The organism is Paenibacillus sp. P5_B5, assembly GCF_056400365.1.
Map to the genome: position 1 here is coordinate 118,574 of NZ_JBFULK010000012.1, position 17,308 is coordinate 135,881.

At 41.0% G+C, this 17,308-nt stretch carries 13 protein-coding genes; 4 read left to right on the forward strand and 9 right to left on the reverse strand.

Translation table 11 applies throughout. The features are described 5' to 3' along the window. Positions 1-38: 38 nt before the first annotated feature. Together AC1DOK_RS16540 and AC1DOK_RS16545 are read right to left on the reverse strand one after the other, a co-directional pair. The gene (locus AC1DOK_RS16540; protein ID WP_477555403.1) at positions 39-986 is read right to left on the reverse strand and encodes a helix-turn-helix transcriptional regulator; all 948 of its coding nucleotides are present in this window, start codon (positions 984-986) and stop codon (positions 39-41) included. Between the two features lie 55 nt (positions 987-1,041). After that, positions 1,042-1,242 (reverse strand): hypothetical protein, encoded by a 201-nt coding sequence (locus AC1DOK_RS16545; protein WP_477555404.1) that lies wholly within the window; start codon positions 1,240-1,242, stop codon positions 1,042-1,044. A 300-nt stretch (positions 1,243-1,542) separates the two neighbouring features. On the opposite strand from AC1DOK_RS16545, the gene AC1DOK_RS16550 reads away from it, so the two are divergent. The 3 genes from AC1DOK_RS16550 to AC1DOK_RS16560 all read left to right on the forward strand — a co-directional run bounded on the left by AC1DOK_RS16550 (position 1,543) and on the right by AC1DOK_RS16560 (position 4,690). Further along, positions 1,543-2,847 (forward strand): serpin family protein, encoded by a 1,305-nt coding sequence (locus tag AC1DOK_RS16550; RefSeq protein ID WP_477555405.1) that lies wholly within the window; start codon positions 1,543-1,545, stop codon positions 2,845-2,847. 71 nt (positions 2,848-2,918) lie between these two features. After that, positions 2,919-3,833, forward strand: coding sequence for an ABC transporter ATP-binding protein (locus tag AC1DOK_RS16555; RefSeq protein ID WP_477555406.1), 915 nt, complete (start codon positions 2,919-2,921; stop codon positions 3,831-3,833). Further along, positions 3,833-4,690, forward strand: coding sequence for an ABC transporter permease (locus tag AC1DOK_RS16560; protein WP_477555407.1), 858 nt, complete (start codon positions 3,833-3,835; stop codon positions 4,688-4,690). Before AC1DOK_RS16555 ends, AC1DOK_RS16560 begins: the two co-directional genes overlap by 1 nt. A gap of 90 nt (positions 4,691-4,780) precedes the next feature. On the opposite strand, the gene AC1DOK_RS16565 is transcribed toward AC1DOK_RS16560, so the two are convergent. The 4 genes from AC1DOK_RS16565 to AC1DOK_RS16580 form a co-directional block, all read right to left on the reverse strand. Next, a complete protein-coding gene (locus AC1DOK_RS16565) occupies positions 4,781-5,587 on the reverse strand; it encodes a histidinol-phosphatase (RefSeq protein ID WP_477555408.1) in 807 nt (268 codons plus the stop codon). A gap of 34 nt (positions 5,588-5,621) precedes the next feature. Next, entirely contained in the window at positions 5,622-6,524 is a 903-nt protein-coding gene (locus AC1DOK_RS16570) for a LysR family transcriptional regulator (protein ID WP_477555409.1), read from the reverse strand. Between the two features lie 391 nt (positions 6,525-6,915). Beyond that, entirely contained in the window at positions 6,916-7,716 is an 801-nt protein-coding gene (locus tag AC1DOK_RS16575) for an HAD-IIA family hydrolase (RefSeq protein ID WP_477555410.1), read from the reverse strand. 6 nt (positions 7,717-7,722) lie between these two features. After that, positions 7,723-9,399, reverse strand: coding sequence for a PAS domain S-box protein (locus tag AC1DOK_RS16580; protein WP_477555411.1), 1,677 nt, complete (start codon positions 9,397-9,399; stop codon positions 7,723-7,725). 133 nt (positions 9,400-9,532) lie between these two features. On the opposite strand from AC1DOK_RS16580, the gene AC1DOK_RS16585 reads away from it, so the two are divergent. Continuing rightward, positions 9,533-10,375, forward strand: coding sequence for a VanW family protein (locus AC1DOK_RS16585; protein ID WP_477555412.1), 843 nt, complete (start codon positions 9,533-9,535; stop codon positions 10,373-10,375). 8 nt (positions 10,376-10,383) lie between these two features. On the opposite strand, the gene AC1DOK_RS16590 is transcribed toward AC1DOK_RS16585, so the two are convergent. The 3 genes from AC1DOK_RS16590 to AC1DOK_RS16600 all read right to left on the reverse strand — a co-directional run bounded on the left by AC1DOK_RS16590 (position 10,384) and on the right by AC1DOK_RS16600 (position 17,003). Then, positions 10,384-11,361, reverse strand: a complete 978-nt coding sequence (locus AC1DOK_RS16590) for a LacI family DNA-binding transcriptional regulator (protein WP_477555413.1) — start codon at positions 11,359-11,361, stop codon at positions 10,384-10,386. A gap of 109 nt (positions 11,362-11,470) precedes the next feature. Further along, positions 11,471-14,815 carry a GH36-type glycosyl hydrolase domain-containing protein gene (locus AC1DOK_RS16595; protein WP_477555414.1) on the reverse strand — a complete coding sequence of 1,115 codons (3,345 nt, stop codon included), beginning with the start codon at positions 14,813-14,815 and terminating at the stop codon, positions 11,471-11,473. A 25-nt stretch (positions 14,816-14,840) separates the two neighbouring features. Beyond that, the gene (locus AC1DOK_RS16600) at positions 14,841-17,003 is read right to left on the reverse strand and encodes a glycoside hydrolase family 3 N-terminal domain-containing protein (RefSeq protein ID WP_477555415.1); all 2,163 of its coding nucleotides are present in this window, start codon (positions 17,001-17,003) and stop codon (positions 14,841-14,843) included. Positions 17,004-17,308: the final 305 nt, after the last annotated feature.

Sequence of the window (17,308 nt, forward strand, 5' to 3'; positions counted from 1 at the left end):
TATCCCCAATATACTAAAACGCTACTGACAACAGTATGTCAGTAGCGTTTTAGTATATTCTCAGCATGATCACGGATAAGCTTCTTTAGTGAATCAGGTTCAAGTATCTCTGCATTCGCACCAAAGCTTAGTACCCAAGGTAATACTTCCTCGGCCGTCCTTACTCGAAGGGTAACTAGTAAGCTGTTTTTATTGTTCTCGATTGATTCTGTATAGTAGTACGAATTAATTGTCCATTGATCCGCAACTTTGGAATCGATAAGAACACGAACAAGCGTATGACGATCGTCAACAGGTTTATAGGAACGTAGTTGAAAATCAGTTGGCCGTATGAATTTCTCCTCTAACAACTGAAGCTCTGTCATACGACTTAAGCGAAAATGACGAATACTGTTCCGTAAATTACAAAATGCAATTAAAGCCCATGAATTATTAACGTATACAAGTGCATAAGGATCCACAGTTCGCGTGCTATGGCGCTCATCATTAGCCGCTGATACACCTTTCATGTAATGAAAGTGTACCTTGCGCTCTTCAAGTACAGCACGACGAAGAGAAGCAAGTGCCTCTAATTGAAGTTCTACATTAAGTGAGATTTCAGAATTAATTAGCTTCAGCCCTTGCCTTACACGCGCAGTTTCTTCTTGTATTGCTCTAGGTAATATAGCTTCAATCTTCGCCCTAGCTACCCGTGCTTTGATTCGGTAATCCTGATCAAATTGCTGCTCTACAAAGTCGATACCAAGTGACAGTGTTATAGCTTCTTCTGTAGTCAAACACACGGGAGGAAGAAAGTAGCCCTCAAGCAAACAATAGCCTTGACCAGGAGAACTAATAATCGGTACGTTCGCTTCGCTTAGAGCTTGGATATCTCGATATATCGTCCTCCTACTTGTTTCGAAGGTAGCTGCTAAATCTTCAGCACGCTGTATTCCTTTGCTCTGAAGCTCTAGAATAATGGCGAGTAGACGATCTGTCTTATTCATAATCCCAACCATCTCCCTCTAAGATTCATTCTTCATATAAGGCTCAACACCAAAATCAGTACTTGAAAAATTGTAATGGTGCCGATAGATTACCGCTGCGTGGACGGATTGTCCTTACGATCGCTGTTGCCCCCAGATTTCTTGATCGTATACCGCATATAGCGGTAGAAATCCGGTGGCAAAGGCGAACGCTTCGCTTCTCCAGGACAATTCCGTCCCCTCCGCTACCATCTGCATATAGTTCTGTCTTTAGCAAGCACTGATTATGATTCAGAGCCTCGTATAATATACTGTTGTTTACTTAAAACAAACGTATGTACATCGTATTTTTAACACAAATGAAATATTCCTGTTATGGTTCCATAATGTTGATCGGGTAATATAATAAACAAGACCCCCTTTTAATATAAAATTCTTGAAGACCTGCCCCGTTGGCGAGGTCTTCCTTTTTTTTGGGGGGATACAGAACAGTTAAAGCAACAATTGAGAGTAGACATTCGTCTAATAAGCATAATTCAAAATTGGAATATCGCAAGATGTAAGGGAGGATTGTAGCATGACAGATACAATACGTAAGACCATTACTTATATATATACGGCTATCTCTGCAGTTGCAATTGTTCTCTCATTTGCTGTTATTTACAGTGATAAAGCAGGACAAGTTCCTACTATTGAGGCGGATAGCCTGCAACAAAATATTCAGCCGAATCAAGTCGAACCAGTCAAGCTGAGTGAACCATTTATTGAAGCTACATCAAATTTTTCAATAGAGTTATTCAAACAAGTTAACAAGAACGAAGAGAATGTGCTGCTATCCCCAACTTCAATCTATTTAACACTTGGAATGACAGCTAATGGCGCAGCGGATAACACATTGAAGCAATTCGAGACTTTGCTTGGCGGGGATAAGCTTATATTAACTGAGCTCAATCACTATTATTATTCGCTAACGAATAAGCTTAAGAATATATCTTCAGGTACAATGAATCTCGCAAACTCGATTTGGTATCGCGATGATAAGTCCTTGCAGATTGAGGAGGCTTTTATACAGTCGAATGTTGATTATTACGGTGCATCTACATATAAAGCCGATTTTAACTCTGACCAATCCATTACAGACATAAACAATTGGGTTCGGATGAATACGGATGGATTAATTGACAAAATCATAGATCAGATTAATGAAGATACCATGATGTATCTGATGAACACGGTGTTATTCGAAGCGGAATGGGATCGTATTTACCGAACTGATCAAATTCGTGCCCAATCATTTGCAATCGATGATAGCTCTGAGATCACGGTTGATTATATGTATTCGGATGAGTTTGGCTATCTGCAAGATGATCATGCACAGGGTTTCGTGAAACCATACAAGAGAGAAAGTCCATATAGCTTTGTAGCTATGCTTCCTGATAAAGGGGTTGAACTACAGGAGTATGTCAAATCGATGAGCGGTGATAAGTGGTTAAGCTTGATGAAGGGTAAGACTGATGAGATCGTGGCGGTAGCTATACCAAAATTTAAGATTGCCTATGAAGCATCGCTTACTGAGCCTCTACAGGCAATGGGATTAACGGATGGATTTAGTGAGTCTAAGGCTAATTTCAATCGTATGGGGCATTCAGATCAAGGTAATATGTATATAGGTGATGTGTTGCATAAAGCCTACATCCAAGTGGATGAACGTGGCACCAAAGCAGGTGCTGTAACGATGGGAGAAATAGCTTCAGAGAGTGCGGTGGTGAACCAAAAAAGAGTGATTCTTGATCGACCATTCCTGTATGCGATTATCGAGAACAAGACCAGTTTACCTATATTTATTGGTACCGTAACTAATCCTGCAGAGACTAAGTCCTAATAGACTTATATAGACAAATCAAATAATTCCATCTATGATCAAGGAGGAATGTCTAAGAAAGGTGATGACAATTGAGCAAAGTAATTGAAGTTTCTAACTTGAGAAAATCATATGGTAGCATAGAAGCTGTCCAAGGAATTGATTTCTATGTTGAGCAAGGATCTTTGTTTGCTTTTCTTGGTCCCAATGGCGCAGGTAAATCGACTACAATTGATATCATATGTACATTATTAAAACCTGATAGCGGCAAAGTAGTGATCAATGGATATACGCTAGGTAGGGATGATGACAAGATTCGATCTACAATTGGTGTTGTATTTCAGGACAGTGTACTTGATCCCTTGTTAACCGTTAAGGAAAATTTGCTTACAAGAGGTAAATTCTATGGTTTCTCACGCGGACAACTGCAAGAAGCAGTCGAACAGGCTGCCGTTGCTGCGGATGCTGTGGAATTTATGAATCGCCCTTATGGTAAATTATCTGGTGGTCAGCGTAGAAGAGCAGATATCGCAAGAGCACTTGTAAACACACCTCAAATTCTATTCTTAGATGAACCTACGACCGGTCTTGATCCTCAAACACGGAAGAGTGTATGGCAGACGATTCAGAATCTACAAGCTGAGAAGGGAATGACCGTATTCCTCACCACGCACTATATGGAGGAAGCAGCGAATGCCGATTATGTTACGATCATTGATCATGGCAAGGTTGCCGCTAAGGGGACCCCTTCCGAACTGAAAGGACAATATAGTGCCGATTATTTAAAAATCAATCCGAGCGACATGACACAATTAGTCCACATACTAGATGAATCGGATACAGATTACACCTTTATCGGCGGTGTATGTTTTATTAAATTAACTTCTACGTTGGAAGCTATACCACTTATTAATCAGTGTGAACCATACATAACAAGCTTCGAAGTCGTTCGTGGTACGATGGATGACGTGTTCATTTCCATTACGGGTTCAGAGGTGAGAGAATAATGATTAATATGGCTATGCGGAATCTGAAAATATTTTTTCGCGACAAAACGGCTGTCTTCTTCTCCTTACTTGCCGTATTTATCATTATTGGTTTATATGTACTGTTCCTAGGAGATACACTTGCAGCCAACTTCACAGAACTCGGGGACAATGCTAAGCATCTTGTGAATAGCTGGATTATGGCAGGATTATTAGCCGTAACCTCGATAACAACCACGATGGGTGCGTTCGGGATTATGGTGGAGGATCGTTCGAAGAAAATACTTAAGGATTTCTCTGCTTCTCCAATTAAACGTTCGTCCCTAGCCGCCGGATATATTTTGAGCTCATTTGTAATAGGAATAATCATCAGTTTGATCGCATTTGTACTAGCTGAGATTTATGTCGTTGCGTATGGTGGACAATTGCTATCGCTCCTCAGTTTCGTTAAAGTGTTAGGTTTGATTGTGCTTTCTGTAATCTCGGGCAGTGCGATGGTATTCTTTATGGTTTCATTCTTTAAGAGCCAGAATGCTTTCGCGACAGCTAGTACTGTCATTGGTACTTTAATCGGATTTATAACGGGTATTTATATACCGATTGGAGCACTTCCAGAAGCCGTACAATTTATTGTCAAAATATTTCCAGTCTCTCATTCAGCCGCTTTATTACGTCAAGTATTCATGGAACAACCCATTGCTACGGCTTTTGCAGACGCACCAGCTGAAGCTTTAGAATCATTCAACGAAACGATGGGCGTTACTTATCGCTTTGGCGATTATACGGCAGGTGCAGGTGCGAGTATAATCGTACTTATTATTACAACAGCAGTGTTCTATGGCCTTGCGATACTAAGTCTTTCACGTAAAAACAAGTAATAGTTTAGTCTTAGTAGACTACTTAAGATGTAATGTACATGCAGAAAAGCCAGTCCACTTTATTGAATGGGCTGGCTTTTCTTTATCCTATTATATGGAGACAACTTGTCTTTGCTTTTGTTTAAAATAAACCCATTCTTTAAATCCGATCTCCTGGAGACGTTTGCGTACAAGTTCAAATTCATCGCCGACCCGCGATGCAACGTGAGCATCCGATCCAAAGGTAACATCTACACCGTAGTGTAGTGCCATTTCTAGCATGCTGTCTGAAGGATACCAGCCACCTACATCTTTGGTCTTTCCTGAAGTGTTAATTTCAATTGCCAGCTTACATTCACCAATTACTTGCAAAGTTTGCTCGACTTTTGGTGTAAGCAAATCGCTAAAAGCAGGATAGTAGGCTTTCATCGCGTCAATATGACCGAGGATTTGGAACATACCGCTGCGAGCTGATTGTTGAATAAGATTGTAGTAATCCTCTTTATGTTCGATTTGTTGCTGCTCATTCAACTTTTTCCACCGGTTGCGATTGAAAATACTGACCCCACCGACCTGGTGAACCGAACCAATAATATAATCGAATGGATAGCGTGCATATATATCGGAATAAAGCGTCGCATGTTCAGGGAAAAAGTCTGATTCTACACCAAGCAGTACATCAATTTTTCCTTCATATTCAGCCTTTAGTTGAAGTACTTCTTCTACATATTGCTGGAATTGGCTTTTGGCCATAGCGACGTAGGGAAAGGCATGATCTTCATTTGAGCCGAAGTAGGGGGAATGATCAGAAATGCCAATTACTGATAAACCTTCTTTTATTGCAGCTTCAATATAATTACGAATTGTTCCTTCTGCATGACCGCATCGTTCATTGTGTGTGTGTAAATCAAATTTCATTCAATGTACCTCCCTAATCGCCATGAAATTGATTCTATTCTGTACCAATAAATTGTGTTTCAGGCATTCCCTTTAGGTCGCGCAAAAATTGCTGCATAGCAGAATTGACGTATCTGCCTGATTTGAACATGAGACCTACTGGATGTGTGGTATCAAATTCATCTACCTTCACGCACGCAAGCGTACCTGTACGCAATTCTTTATTAGCTGATAGCTTGGAGATAATGGACGCCCCTAAGTTAAGCTCAACCATCCGTTTCACTTCCTCAGAGCTTGATAGCTCCATCACTACATTAGGTACAAATCCATAGGATTTAAATACTTGTTCTACAAATCGTCTAGCTGCTGTTTCAGGTGTAAGAAGGATAAATGGAACGTTCCGTAGATTCTCGACGGAAAGATGATTGTATTTACTGAGAGGATGCTCATGAGACACAATCATTTCGAATGTATCGTAATACAAAGGCGACATCTCTAAGTTCGGGTTTTTATCGAATAAATAACCAATCCCAATATCAATGGAACCATTCTCAACCGCGGTCATGATCTGGGCTGAATTCATGGAGTGAATGGTTGTTTTAATATTCGGGTATTCCTCTTGAAAGTAGGACAGAATTCGAGGCAGGATTTGCATGGCAATTGAAGTTGTTGTCCCGATTTGAATATGTCCTTGTGGTATTTGACTCATGTCAGCGAGTTTTTGTTTGAGTTCATCAACAGTTCTTAATATCTTTTCAGCATGTTCCAAAAAACATTTTCCACTGTCCGTTAAAGTAACAGGCTGATTGCGATCAATTAGTACGGTTGCAAATTCATCTTCTAGACTTTTAACTTGAGCGGAAACCGCTGGCTGAGTTAAATTAAGAATTTCACCTGCCTTGCGGAAACTCATCGTTTTCGAGATCGTTAATAAGGTTTCCAATTGATTTATGTTCACGATTATGCCCCCCATTATTATAGATAAAATTTATCAAATATATTATGGATATAATTAAAGTTTCTCATAACCATTATATGTCATCATTCATAAGTGGGCAATGCAATTTAAATAGGAAGGATTGTTTTTTTGTTGTTAATATATGGTTTAAGTAATATTCATGATTAGATTATATGTACAGAGCAGCGAGCTTTATCCAGATGAAACAGCAATGGTGCCGATAGATGACCACTGCGTGGACGGATTGTCTTTACGATCGCTGTGATCTGCATATGGCTCTGTCTTTAGCAAAAACTGATTATGATTCAGAGCCATAAATTAAGCGCCAAGATCAACATTTTCTGTGATAGAAATGTGGATTTCGGCGCTCTTTTAATTGAAAGAAGTGGCGTTATAGCTTGTTTTCTGCAACTTTAGCGAACACTGAGCTTAGCACTTCGTCAAGTCCATGACAGACGAGGTCTGGTTGTACACCGGCGTCAGCGGCTTGTTGACGCCAGTTGCTCACCGTGGCTAGGCCGGTGAGCACAAGGGCGGTGCGGCATCCTGCGGCCGCACCGCCACCGATGTCGGTGACACAGTTGTCACCGACGACCCAGGTGCTGCTTGCAGCAGCACCAAGCCGCGCCATCGCATATCGCATGATGATAGGCGATGGCTTGCCAATCACGACCGGCTGCACACCGGTCGCTCGCTCTATAGCCGCGGCGATCGAACCCGCGCCGGGAAGCAGCTCGCCATCTGATGGAAGCAGATGGTCAGGGTTGGTGACAATTGAGCGTGCGCCTGCGCGAATATGTCTGACGGCAGCTGTTAGCTTAGCATAGTTGAAATCCCGGTCGATTCCTTGGATGACCGCGTCAGGATTTTCCTCGACGAGTTCAAAGCCTCGGCCCCTCATCGCTTCCTTGAGCCCAGCTTCACCAACGATGAATACCCGCCGGCCAATTTGTTGCTCGTCCCAGTACTGTGCAGCTGCTTGTGCTGACGTAAACATGTCTTTCTCCTCAGCTGGGATTCCCATCGCTTGCATATGCTTAGCAGCTTCAGCAGGTGTTCGTGAGGAATTATTCGTCATAAGTAAGAAAGGGAGCTCTCGCTCTCTGAGTGCCTTAACAAACAGGTCAGCACCTGTGATCATTTCACTACCTCTAAATAAAGTTCCGTCTAAATCAATGATGAATGCTTTCATGCTAGTTCAATCCTTTCGATGTTCTTCTCTAGGTGGTGTAGGTAAATAAATCTCGACCCGCGTGCCAACATTTAGCCTGCTATTGAACGTTATGTTTCCACCATGTGACTCTATAATTTTGTAGGATACCATGAGTCCAAGTCCAGTACCTTTTTCCTTCGTGGAGTAGAAGGGCTCTCCAAGCTGTTCTAACCGTTCAGGAGCAATACCACATCCGTTATCCTCGAATTCTATTTTAACTCTATTGTGTTCAATTTGATGTGCGACATGAACATCAATATTACCATCATCAGATATGGCTTCGAGTGCATTCTTTATGACATTGATAAATACCTGTTTCAGCTGGTGAGCATCACAAATAATTAAAGGTAATGGTGTCTCATAATGAATAGTGATTGTGACTGAGTTCATGAGAGCTTGTATGTTTAATAGTTCAATTGTTTCATTCAAAATGGAATCTAAGTGATGCAATTCAAACGTCGAAGTATGCGGTTTAGCTACGAATAGGAATTCATTCACGATCGATTCAATTCGGAGCAACTCACGATCCATGATAGAGACATAGTTGTGTTCCTGAAGGTTCGTTTTGGGAAATAAACGCAAGAAACCTTTAAGTGCCGTTAATGGATTACGAATTTCGTGAGCAACACCTGCGGCAAGCTGACCTGCAGCTGCAAGTCGATCGGATTTGCGAAGCAGTTCCTCCGTTTCCCTGTATTCAGTTATGTCCTCGAACGTACACACTACGCCAATCTGTTTACCATCATATTGAATCGTTGGTGCAATGATAAGTGATGTAGGAATTGTGGAAGCATCTTTCCGATAGAGCATGACTTCATCAAATACACGTTGTTGTCCATCTGATAAGCATTGAAGTATTTTTTGACATATAGTCTTATCTGACGCTTGATCTATCAAATTGGAGCATGAACTGCACTGGCAGAATTTCATGAAATTCTGTTGGTAAACCTCATCGGAGCTGTATCCGAGAATTCGCTCTGCTGTACGGTTCCAGAAGTTAATTTTACCATCGACGCCTATTCCTACTATTCCCTCTGTAACGGAGTTGAGCAACAGCTGATAGTGCTTATGGAGCCGTTCTATTTCAGCTTTATGTTGATTTATATCTGTTATATCCCTGCATATAGCATATAAACCGACAATTTTACTATTTGACACCATAGGTACTAGTGTAGTACTAACCTCGATTGTGTAGCCCATTTTATGCTTATAGAGGACTTCAAAATTCAATGATTTTCCTCTTAATGCTTCAAAAAAATTGGATCTTAGCATATCCAATTGAGACTTGGTTAAGTGGGACAAGTCCTCATCCCAGCTTCTATTTGTAAAATGCTCAATATTATAACCAAATAATTTCTCGTATTGTTGATTGAGATTGGTGACTTTGCCCTTTAAATTGATCGTGAGAATGGCTTCTGCATGATACTCATACAGAGATCTGTATTTTTGCTCACTAGTGGTAATACGATTCAAAGCATAAATGGCAATACATATAATGAGGACGATGCACGGAATGATTTCCCATTTAATAGATGAATAGGGATTAAGCAATGTATCGGATAAAAAATAAATCAATAAGATATAGATTGTACAGGCTGTAACGAACAGAGCCACTTTAGCATTTAGGACCCATTTAAGAATTACTTGAAAGATGTTGCGCATAGGATTATCTAACGACTCCTCCGTAAGGGTGATTAAACGATTAACATGTCGAATAAAGGAATATATAGTAATATTCTATCAGTATTTTGGTGGATATGATAGAATTATCTGATAAATACTTGGAGGTTTATGTATGTTGAAGCCAAAGCAAAGATCACGAATTCGACTTTACATGGGTACTGCTTTTTTTCGAATAAAAAGAAGACTTAATTGGTATTTGGATTCTAGCAAATATGCATTACATAGAAGCAGTGATTTATTACTCCATGAAGTTGCCTCTCATCAAACGCCTTTACGTAGACAATTACAATCAGTTGAGATGTGGCTGCAGGATAATAAAACGATTAATTTACGACTAGCAACAGCTAAATTAAATGGGATTACAATTCATCCAGGTGAGACATTCTCATACTGGCGTTTAATAGGGAAGCCAACACGGAGGAAAGGTTATGTAGACGGGATGATTCTGAGTCAAGGGAAAGTAACAGTTGGGATTGGTGGAGGCTTGTGCCAGCTATCTAACTTGATTTATTGGATGACCTTACATACACCACTTACAGTAACTGAACGTTATCGGCATAGTTATGATGTATTTCCTGATGCGGGTAGGAGTCAACCATTTGGCTCGGGTGCAACCTGCTATTACAATTACATCGATTTACAAATCATGAATCATACAGATGCAGTCTATCAGCTTCAAATTGAATTAACAGACACAGAGCTAGTAGGTAAATGGAGAGCCTCAGAGGAAGCTAGGTATCACTATCACATCTATGAGCGAAGACATTGGTTCTCGCAAGAGTATTGGGGCGGTTATATACGTCATAACGAGATTTACCGGACAATCAGAGATAAGGAAGGGCAAGTAGTCGAGGACGAATTAGTGACAGAGAATCATGCTTTAATGATGTATGAGCCTTATCTTCCAGAGTCAACATTATCGATAAATAAAGCAAAAGATGAACTACACCAGTAGGTGTTTGCTCATCTTTTGCTTTGTTTAGGCTGTACGGATTCGCCTAGAACTAGCTTGACATAGATTCGTTCTTGTTCAACTTTAGTCCCTGCAATAAGCTTTAAGATTTGATCTGAAGCAGCAGCTCCCCATTTATGCTTCGAATAGTCAATTGTGGCTAAGCGAGGCTGCGTATATTGCGTTAGTTCAATATTATCGAATCCTATTAAATGGATGTGCTCTCCAATTCGCAAATCAGTTTTGGTTACAGCATTATAAATTCCAATTGCCATTTCATCATTTAAACAGAAGACGGCAACTGGCTCCTGATATTCGTTAATAATCTGCTGAGCGGCTTCTTCTCCTGATGATTTGATAAAATTACCTTGGATTTGAACGAGATCAATCGGCTCATTGCGACCAACCGTTTGGATAACTGCCTGCAACCGCTGAAGGGAATCGAAGGAATCCTGAGGTCCGGTGACTACATATATTTTGCGATGTCCATTTTCGATTAGATATTCAATAGCAAGACTCGCTCCTGCTTTATTATCAAGTAGCACTTGGCTTATATTTGGATGATAAACCTCTCGATCGAGAACGACTAATTTATGTCCTCTTTCCGCATATGTTAGTAATTCTTCGTCAGGAAAAAGTGCATCTAGAACAATCGCACCATCGATCATTTTCTCTGGTAAGAGTCTATGAGAAGGAGTTCCACTGCATACGATTAGATCGTAGCCGTTCTTATTAAGTACTTCTTTCATACCTTGCAGTAATTCACCATAGAAACTGCCATAATAATCTGTCAAAAAAGCACCAATCAGTTTAGTTTCTTGCTTTTTTAAATTTCTGGCGGCCGCATTAGGCACATAATTTAATTCTTTTGCAATGGCTAAAATTTTGGAAGATGTTCCTGCGGATACTTTGGGGTTCCTATTTAAAGCATAGGAGACCGTCGAGATTGAAACTCCTGCTTTCTTAGCAATATCTTTAATACTGACCACGACATTCTCTCCAATCATTCACGCTATCTTAACTCTCATTCTACTATAGCAATGGCGATCTCAAAAGAAAAGATCGCCATTACATATTTTTAGTAGTTAAATTGATTTCTTACATATGAATAATCAGTTCGTTACATTCTTGGTTCATTAATCGGTGTAACTCTTGCTCCTCAATACGAATACCACCTTGGCGGTAACGATTTGGAGTGCGGCTTACTTGAGCTTCTTGACCATTAATTGTAACACCTTGAACAGGTTGTCCTGTGATGTGGTAAATAACGCGAGCCTTAAGTCCATTCAGCTCAAAATCAAATTCAATGCCATCGCAGTTTTGCGGAAGTACTGGGTCAAGGATAAGATCTGCTCCTTCATGGCGAATACCAAGACAGTTCGAAATCACTTGATTCATGTAGATTCCAGGTCCGCTGGAATAAATTCTCCAGCCTCCTTTAACTGCTACATCACCGGTACGAAGCTCGTTGAATCGATCCTGTGCTTCATAACGAGTATTAAATTTGCCGTCTGAACTACTGAAGTAAGCATTGCTTTGTCTTAATTCAGCGTTCGGTACGATGTCCTGAATGCCAACAGGATTAATCATTTCGAGGCCTTTCCAAGCTTCTTCTGATTTACCGATCTTAGCCATTGCTTCAACGAATCGAATATGAGCATGAACGTATTGCAGACCTACTTCGCGACCGAAGTTCGATGCTTGTTCAGCACGTTTGAAATGTGTACTCACGCCGCCCACATATTTAGCAGGTCGATTCATTAAACGTACACCATCTGGGCAATACAACTCTTTCTTGATCAGCTCGTAATGCGCAGCCGCTTGTTCTTCTGTGAGAAGTTCAGCAATCATACTACGAGTCATTGGCAATAGACGATATTGGATGCCTGTCTTAGTGTCAGTAGGATGCAGCATTAGTTCAGCTTGTCCTGGCTGCTCCATGTATACAAATCCAGGAATAACATCGGTTTGCAGCATGTAACGGTTGAAATCTGATTTAATGCCAGCTGCAAGTTCGCGCAGTTCTGCAGACATTGCTTCATCTGTTTCTGCAAATGCAGCAGAGAGCTGATTAAATACTTGATAGGTTAGAGCAACTGTCCAGCTGCTGACCATATATTGCTTTAATTGTGCATTGGCAGGCTGAAGCGTATCATCCCAGTCACCATCACCGTAGGAGGACAGATGCGTATCATGCAAGAAATGGCTCTTGATATATTCGATTTCTTTCTTAGCATGATCGTAAATCGTATATTGTTCCTTCGTAAACTCAGCACTATGACGATCTGTATAAGGAACTAGTTCGTTCAAGATGCTGTAGTCCTTGGTGAAGTTTAAGTAATCACTTAGTACTTTGAGCGGCCATACGATGATATCGCCATGACTTTCTTCTTGCTGGATGCGGTAGTATTGATCGAACATAAACCATTGCGGCCAGTTACCTTCATCCTCGTATTGGTGGCTGTATACCTGCTTCAGAATGCCACGTACCTCATCATATTTTTGGGTAGCCATGAAATATTCTGTAGGACCTTGGCACACATCACGTGTTCCCCATGCAGCTCCGCCATATTGCTCAAGGCCGTGAGGCACTGAATAGTGGACCAGCATATTATGTGTATACCACCATGCAACAGCATTAACCTTCTGCAGCTTGTCTGAAGTACCTTCAGGGTGTGACAGATTAAAGCCATTCATCACCTTGCGATAAAATTCACGGTAGCGTTCGATTTCACTGTTTGCTTCTACATTGCCGAATGGTAGTTTTTCTCCATTAAGTGAGCCCTGAATAGACAGGTTCCATTCACTGCTTGCGCTAAGTGTAAGAACAACAAGAGAAGTAGAACCAGCTTCAATGTTTGATACAAGCGCAGTTTCATCTTGTACAGAAGCATCAGTCCCAGTAACCTTCATGCGGTAGCAAAGGTTCGGTAATACTTGTGCACTATCGGATGCAGCATCAGCACGGAAGGTAAGTACATCAGCTTCTTGCTCTATATGGAAAGGTACCACATATTCATTATTGTTCATCGTTACTTGGCTAGTCACCATGTATTCATATGCTTTGCCGCTTGCAGAACGAACTTGTAAATGCAATTCAGGTGTATCTACAGTAGTGAAGTTCGTAATTACGAGCAGATCATCTGCCATTTTGTAATACCAACGAGCATAATTGAAGCCCATTTCAAACATGGAAGGCATCGTCAACAAATGATATTCGCCGTTAATTTGGATATAAATACGTTGTCCGGATGTTTTCATTATGTTAAGTGCACTACGAGCATTGGTCATCATCTTATTATTTGATGTGTTTCCTAACACTACCTGAGAATTAAATATACCGTACATATAGGAAGTAGTCGTTAGAATTTGATCATTCATTCGCGCATTATCACCAGTCATTAGAATATGACCATGCGGACGCTCAACAAGCAGCTCCTTAGCTTTAAGTACGATATGTTCATGTGTATCGGTAAAGAAGGCTAGTAGCTCCTCACCTTGCCATTCCTCTTGATGACGGTTAGGGAAGAGGCTCTTCACGTCATCAATTGACATCGGTTCTGTAGCTAGAGGCGCTCCAATCGATGCACGAATTGATGCTTTGTTTACTGTTTGGGTATCACGAACAGCTTGCTTATTCACTTGCTCCCAAGCTTCAGAAATCTCGCTATCGTATTCCAAAGCAGTGATTGCAGCTGGATGGTTAGGGTTGAATAGTCCATAGAATACAAACTGAGCCGATCCATTCAGTGTTACACGCCCCGATTGCAACGCCGTATACGCGAATTCATATTGGTAAACCTCATTCGCTAAATGTTCTTGACGTAGTGCAAGAGGTTGATCTGTTTCCTTATAGGATAGTCCGAAGAATTGGAATCCATCTGTTGAATATCCAGTTGCGTTCGTTAATGAACCTTGTTGAATATAAGGGAAAGTACCTTGCTGTGGTTGATTTTGGCGTGAGCATACAACATACCCTTTGGCCTTATCTTCGAACACAGCATGATCAATATATTGCGAAAGGTAAGCTTCGTTCGTACGAACTGCACCCTTGTCAGCAATCCCAAGGTCTTGTCCATAAATAACATCGATCACTTGACCTTGACCTTCAACCTTAACATCCCAGAACCAAATATTGTGAGAGGTAAGTGTAAAGGTTACTTGGTAGTTTAATCCGTGAGCAGTACCTTTCCAAATAACCTCGGAGTCAGTACGGCTAATTTCACTTTTAGAATGAATACCGAGCATAGGTACAGCTTGAATACCATCTGCAGTATGCAATCGAAGATAGAGATTGTTTAATGCACCATCGAGTGGATTCGCAATCCACTGGTTAATCATGATGTTATTCATAGTGATTTCGCGGATATCGCCACTAGATACAAAGTTAAAGTTTAAGTCACCGGAGGAAAGATGAAAATTCATATTCGTAGACTTGGTCATCATTGATCACTCGCTTTCTTCTTGCTTATATTAATTTGAATTTCAATTCTGCACACGCTTGGCTGCTGGTTCCAACATAAGCAATAAAATCTCCAGGGTCACTTGTATATTGCAGGTCTTGATGATGATACCTGAGTTGTTCTTCTGTTAATGTGAAGGTGATTTTTTGACTCTCACCTGGTTCAAGTGTGATTTTACGGAAATCCTTCAATTCCTTCACAGGTCGTACAACATCACCAACAAGATCACGAACGTATAGCTGTACAATTTCTTCCCCAGTAATATTTCCAGTATTCGCCACCTGTACACTAATAGTTAGTGGCTGCTCCATCGACATCGTCTCAGAGGAAATGTGTGCTTCGCTGTATGCAACGGTTGTATAGCTAAGACCAAACCCAAATGGAAGAAGCGGTTCATTTGGAATGTCTAAATACTGTGAAACGTAACGTTCCTGAGCATCTGCAGCACCTTGTGGACGCCCTGTTCTAAAATGATTGTAATAAACAGGAACTTGTCCCACTGAATAAGGGAATGACATGGTGAGTTTTGCTGATGGATTTCGTTTGCCATATAACAGTTCAGCGATCGCGATACCGCCTTCCGTTCCCGGATACCAAGCTTCAAGCACTGCGTCAACTTGATCATATACACCGTGTAAATCCAGTGGACGTCCGTTGAATAAAACAGCAACCATCGGTTTATTTAACTGTTTAAGCTTCGCGATTAGATCGAGCTGAACTTGTGGTAAGCGAATATCCGCACGACAGCCGGCCTCACCGCTCATTAAGGAATCTTCGCCTAGAGCGAGTACGATCACATCAGCGCTGCGTGCTGTCTCTAAAGCAGCGTCCATTTGAGATTCTGTTGCCGTCTCGATTCCGCAGCCTTGCGTAACGCTAATCTTGGATGAATCAGTAGTGGTTGTCATACCGCTGTATAATTGAACAGCTTCTTCCTTAGAACCCATCCAGGACCAAGGTCCGAGAATATCTCCGCTTTGAGCGAATGGACCGATCAATGCGATCTTTTGTTCAGCTTGTAAGGGTAGAACGTTATCATTCTTTAGCAAGACACAAGATTTAGCAGCTGCATCTCGGGCAGCACTACGATGCGCTTCGGACAGCGTAATCTCTTGTTCAAGCTGAACGCTAGCTCCGCGGGTAGGATTATCGAATAATCCAAGTTCAACTTTAAGTTTTAAGATTCTTAGTACGGCTTCATCTATTAACGCTTCATCAACCTGACCCTCTTCGATAAGCTGCTTTAAATGATGTACATAGGCAGGTGTCATCATTTCGATATCGATTCCGGCATGGATTGCTTTATATGCTGCTTCCTTCTCATCAGAAGCTACGCCATGAGGAATCAATTCTTTGACTGCACCCCAATCGGAGATGAGCACACCATCAAAGCCCCATTCATCTCGAAGTAAATTACGGAGCAAACGCTTATTTCCTGTTGCTGGAATACCATCAACCGTATTAAAAGCTGCCATTACCATTTTGCAGCCTTCTTCAAGTGCTGCTTTATAAGCAGGCAAATACGTTTCACGTAATCGCCATTCGGACATGTCGACCGTGTTATAATCGCGTCCACCTTCTGCAGCCCCGTATGCTGCAAAATGTTTGACACAGGCAGCTACACGAGAATGATCATTCGTTAAATCCTCTCCTTGGAATCCTCGAACAAAAGCTCTAGCAAATTGGCTGTTAAGGTAAGGGTCTTCTCCTGTAGATTCCATCACTCTTCCCCAGCGAGGATCTCGGACAAGATCGACCATTGGAGCGAAGGTAACGTGAACACCAGCTGCTGATGCTTCTGCCGCTGCTACTACAGCGCTATTCTCGGCTAATTCCATATCCCACGAGCAGCTGAGCCCAAGGGGGACTGGAAAAATCGTTTTATAGCCGTGAATGATATCCGCCATGATTAACAGAGGAATTCCTAACCGACTTTTACTTAAATAGGCTTTCTGTACTTGCAGAACCTCTTTGGCACCTGATAAACCAAGTACAGAACCCGAATTGTTTATTATGTCATCGGTGATCCCCATGGCTTCCATGGGGCCTGTAATTTGACCTTCACTTTCAGCCACTTCATAAAAAGGAGTTGCTAACTGCATTAATTGACTAATTTTTTCCTCTATAGACATCTGTTCTATTAATGAAATCAATTTGAGTTCATTCATCTGACATCCTCCATAACGTTTGGGAGTACCCAACTTATTATTTGTATATTATACATAGTAACACACGAATCGAAACGTTTCAAAATGAACAAATTCATTATAAACAGCTTTCATATTAACGTCAATAAATCATTTGAAATCGTTTTAATTGGAATAGAAACGTTTAAATTATTTCTTCAAGCCGCTTGAATACGATTACATTTTATTATATAATGATCATCGAAACGTTTAGATAAAGTCTGTAATGAGATTTTTAGAAAAAATATTAACCGATTAGCGGCTTGTAAAAACGTTTCAACAGCTAT

Coding starts and splice junctions, on each gene's coding strand:
- AC1DOK_RS16595 (WP_477555414.1), bottom strand. CDS start 14,815: ATGACCAAGTCTACGAATATGAATTTTCATCTTTCCTCCGGTGACTTA.
- AC1DOK_RS16540 (WP_477555403.1), bottom strand. CDS start 986: ATGAATAAGACAGATCGTCTACTCGCCATTATTCTAGAGCTTCAGAGC.
- AC1DOK_RS16565 (WP_477555408.1), bottom strand. CDS start 5,587: ATGAAATTTGATTTACACACACACAATGAACGATGCGGTCATGCAGAA.
- AC1DOK_RS16560 (WP_477555407.1), top strand. CDS start 3,833: ATGATTAATATGGCTATGCGGAATCTGAAAATATTTTTTCGCGACAAA.
- AC1DOK_RS16550 (WP_477555405.1), top strand. CDS start 1,543: ATGACAGATACAATACGTAAGACCATTACTTATATATATACGGCTATC.
- AC1DOK_RS16575 (WP_477555410.1), bottom strand. CDS start 7,716: ATGAAAGCATTCATCATTGATTTAGACGGAACTTTATTTAGAGGTAGT.
- AC1DOK_RS16580 (WP_477555411.1), bottom strand. CDS start 9,399: ATGCGCAACATCTTTCAAGTAATTCTTAAATGGGTCCTAAATGCTAAA.
- AC1DOK_RS16600 (WP_477555415.1), bottom strand. CDS start 17,003: ATGAATGAACTCAAATTGATTTCATTAATAGAACAGATGTCTATAGAG.
- AC1DOK_RS16585 (WP_477555412.1), top strand. CDS start 9,533: ATGTTGAAGCCAAAGCAAAGATCACGAATTCGACTTTACATGGGTACT.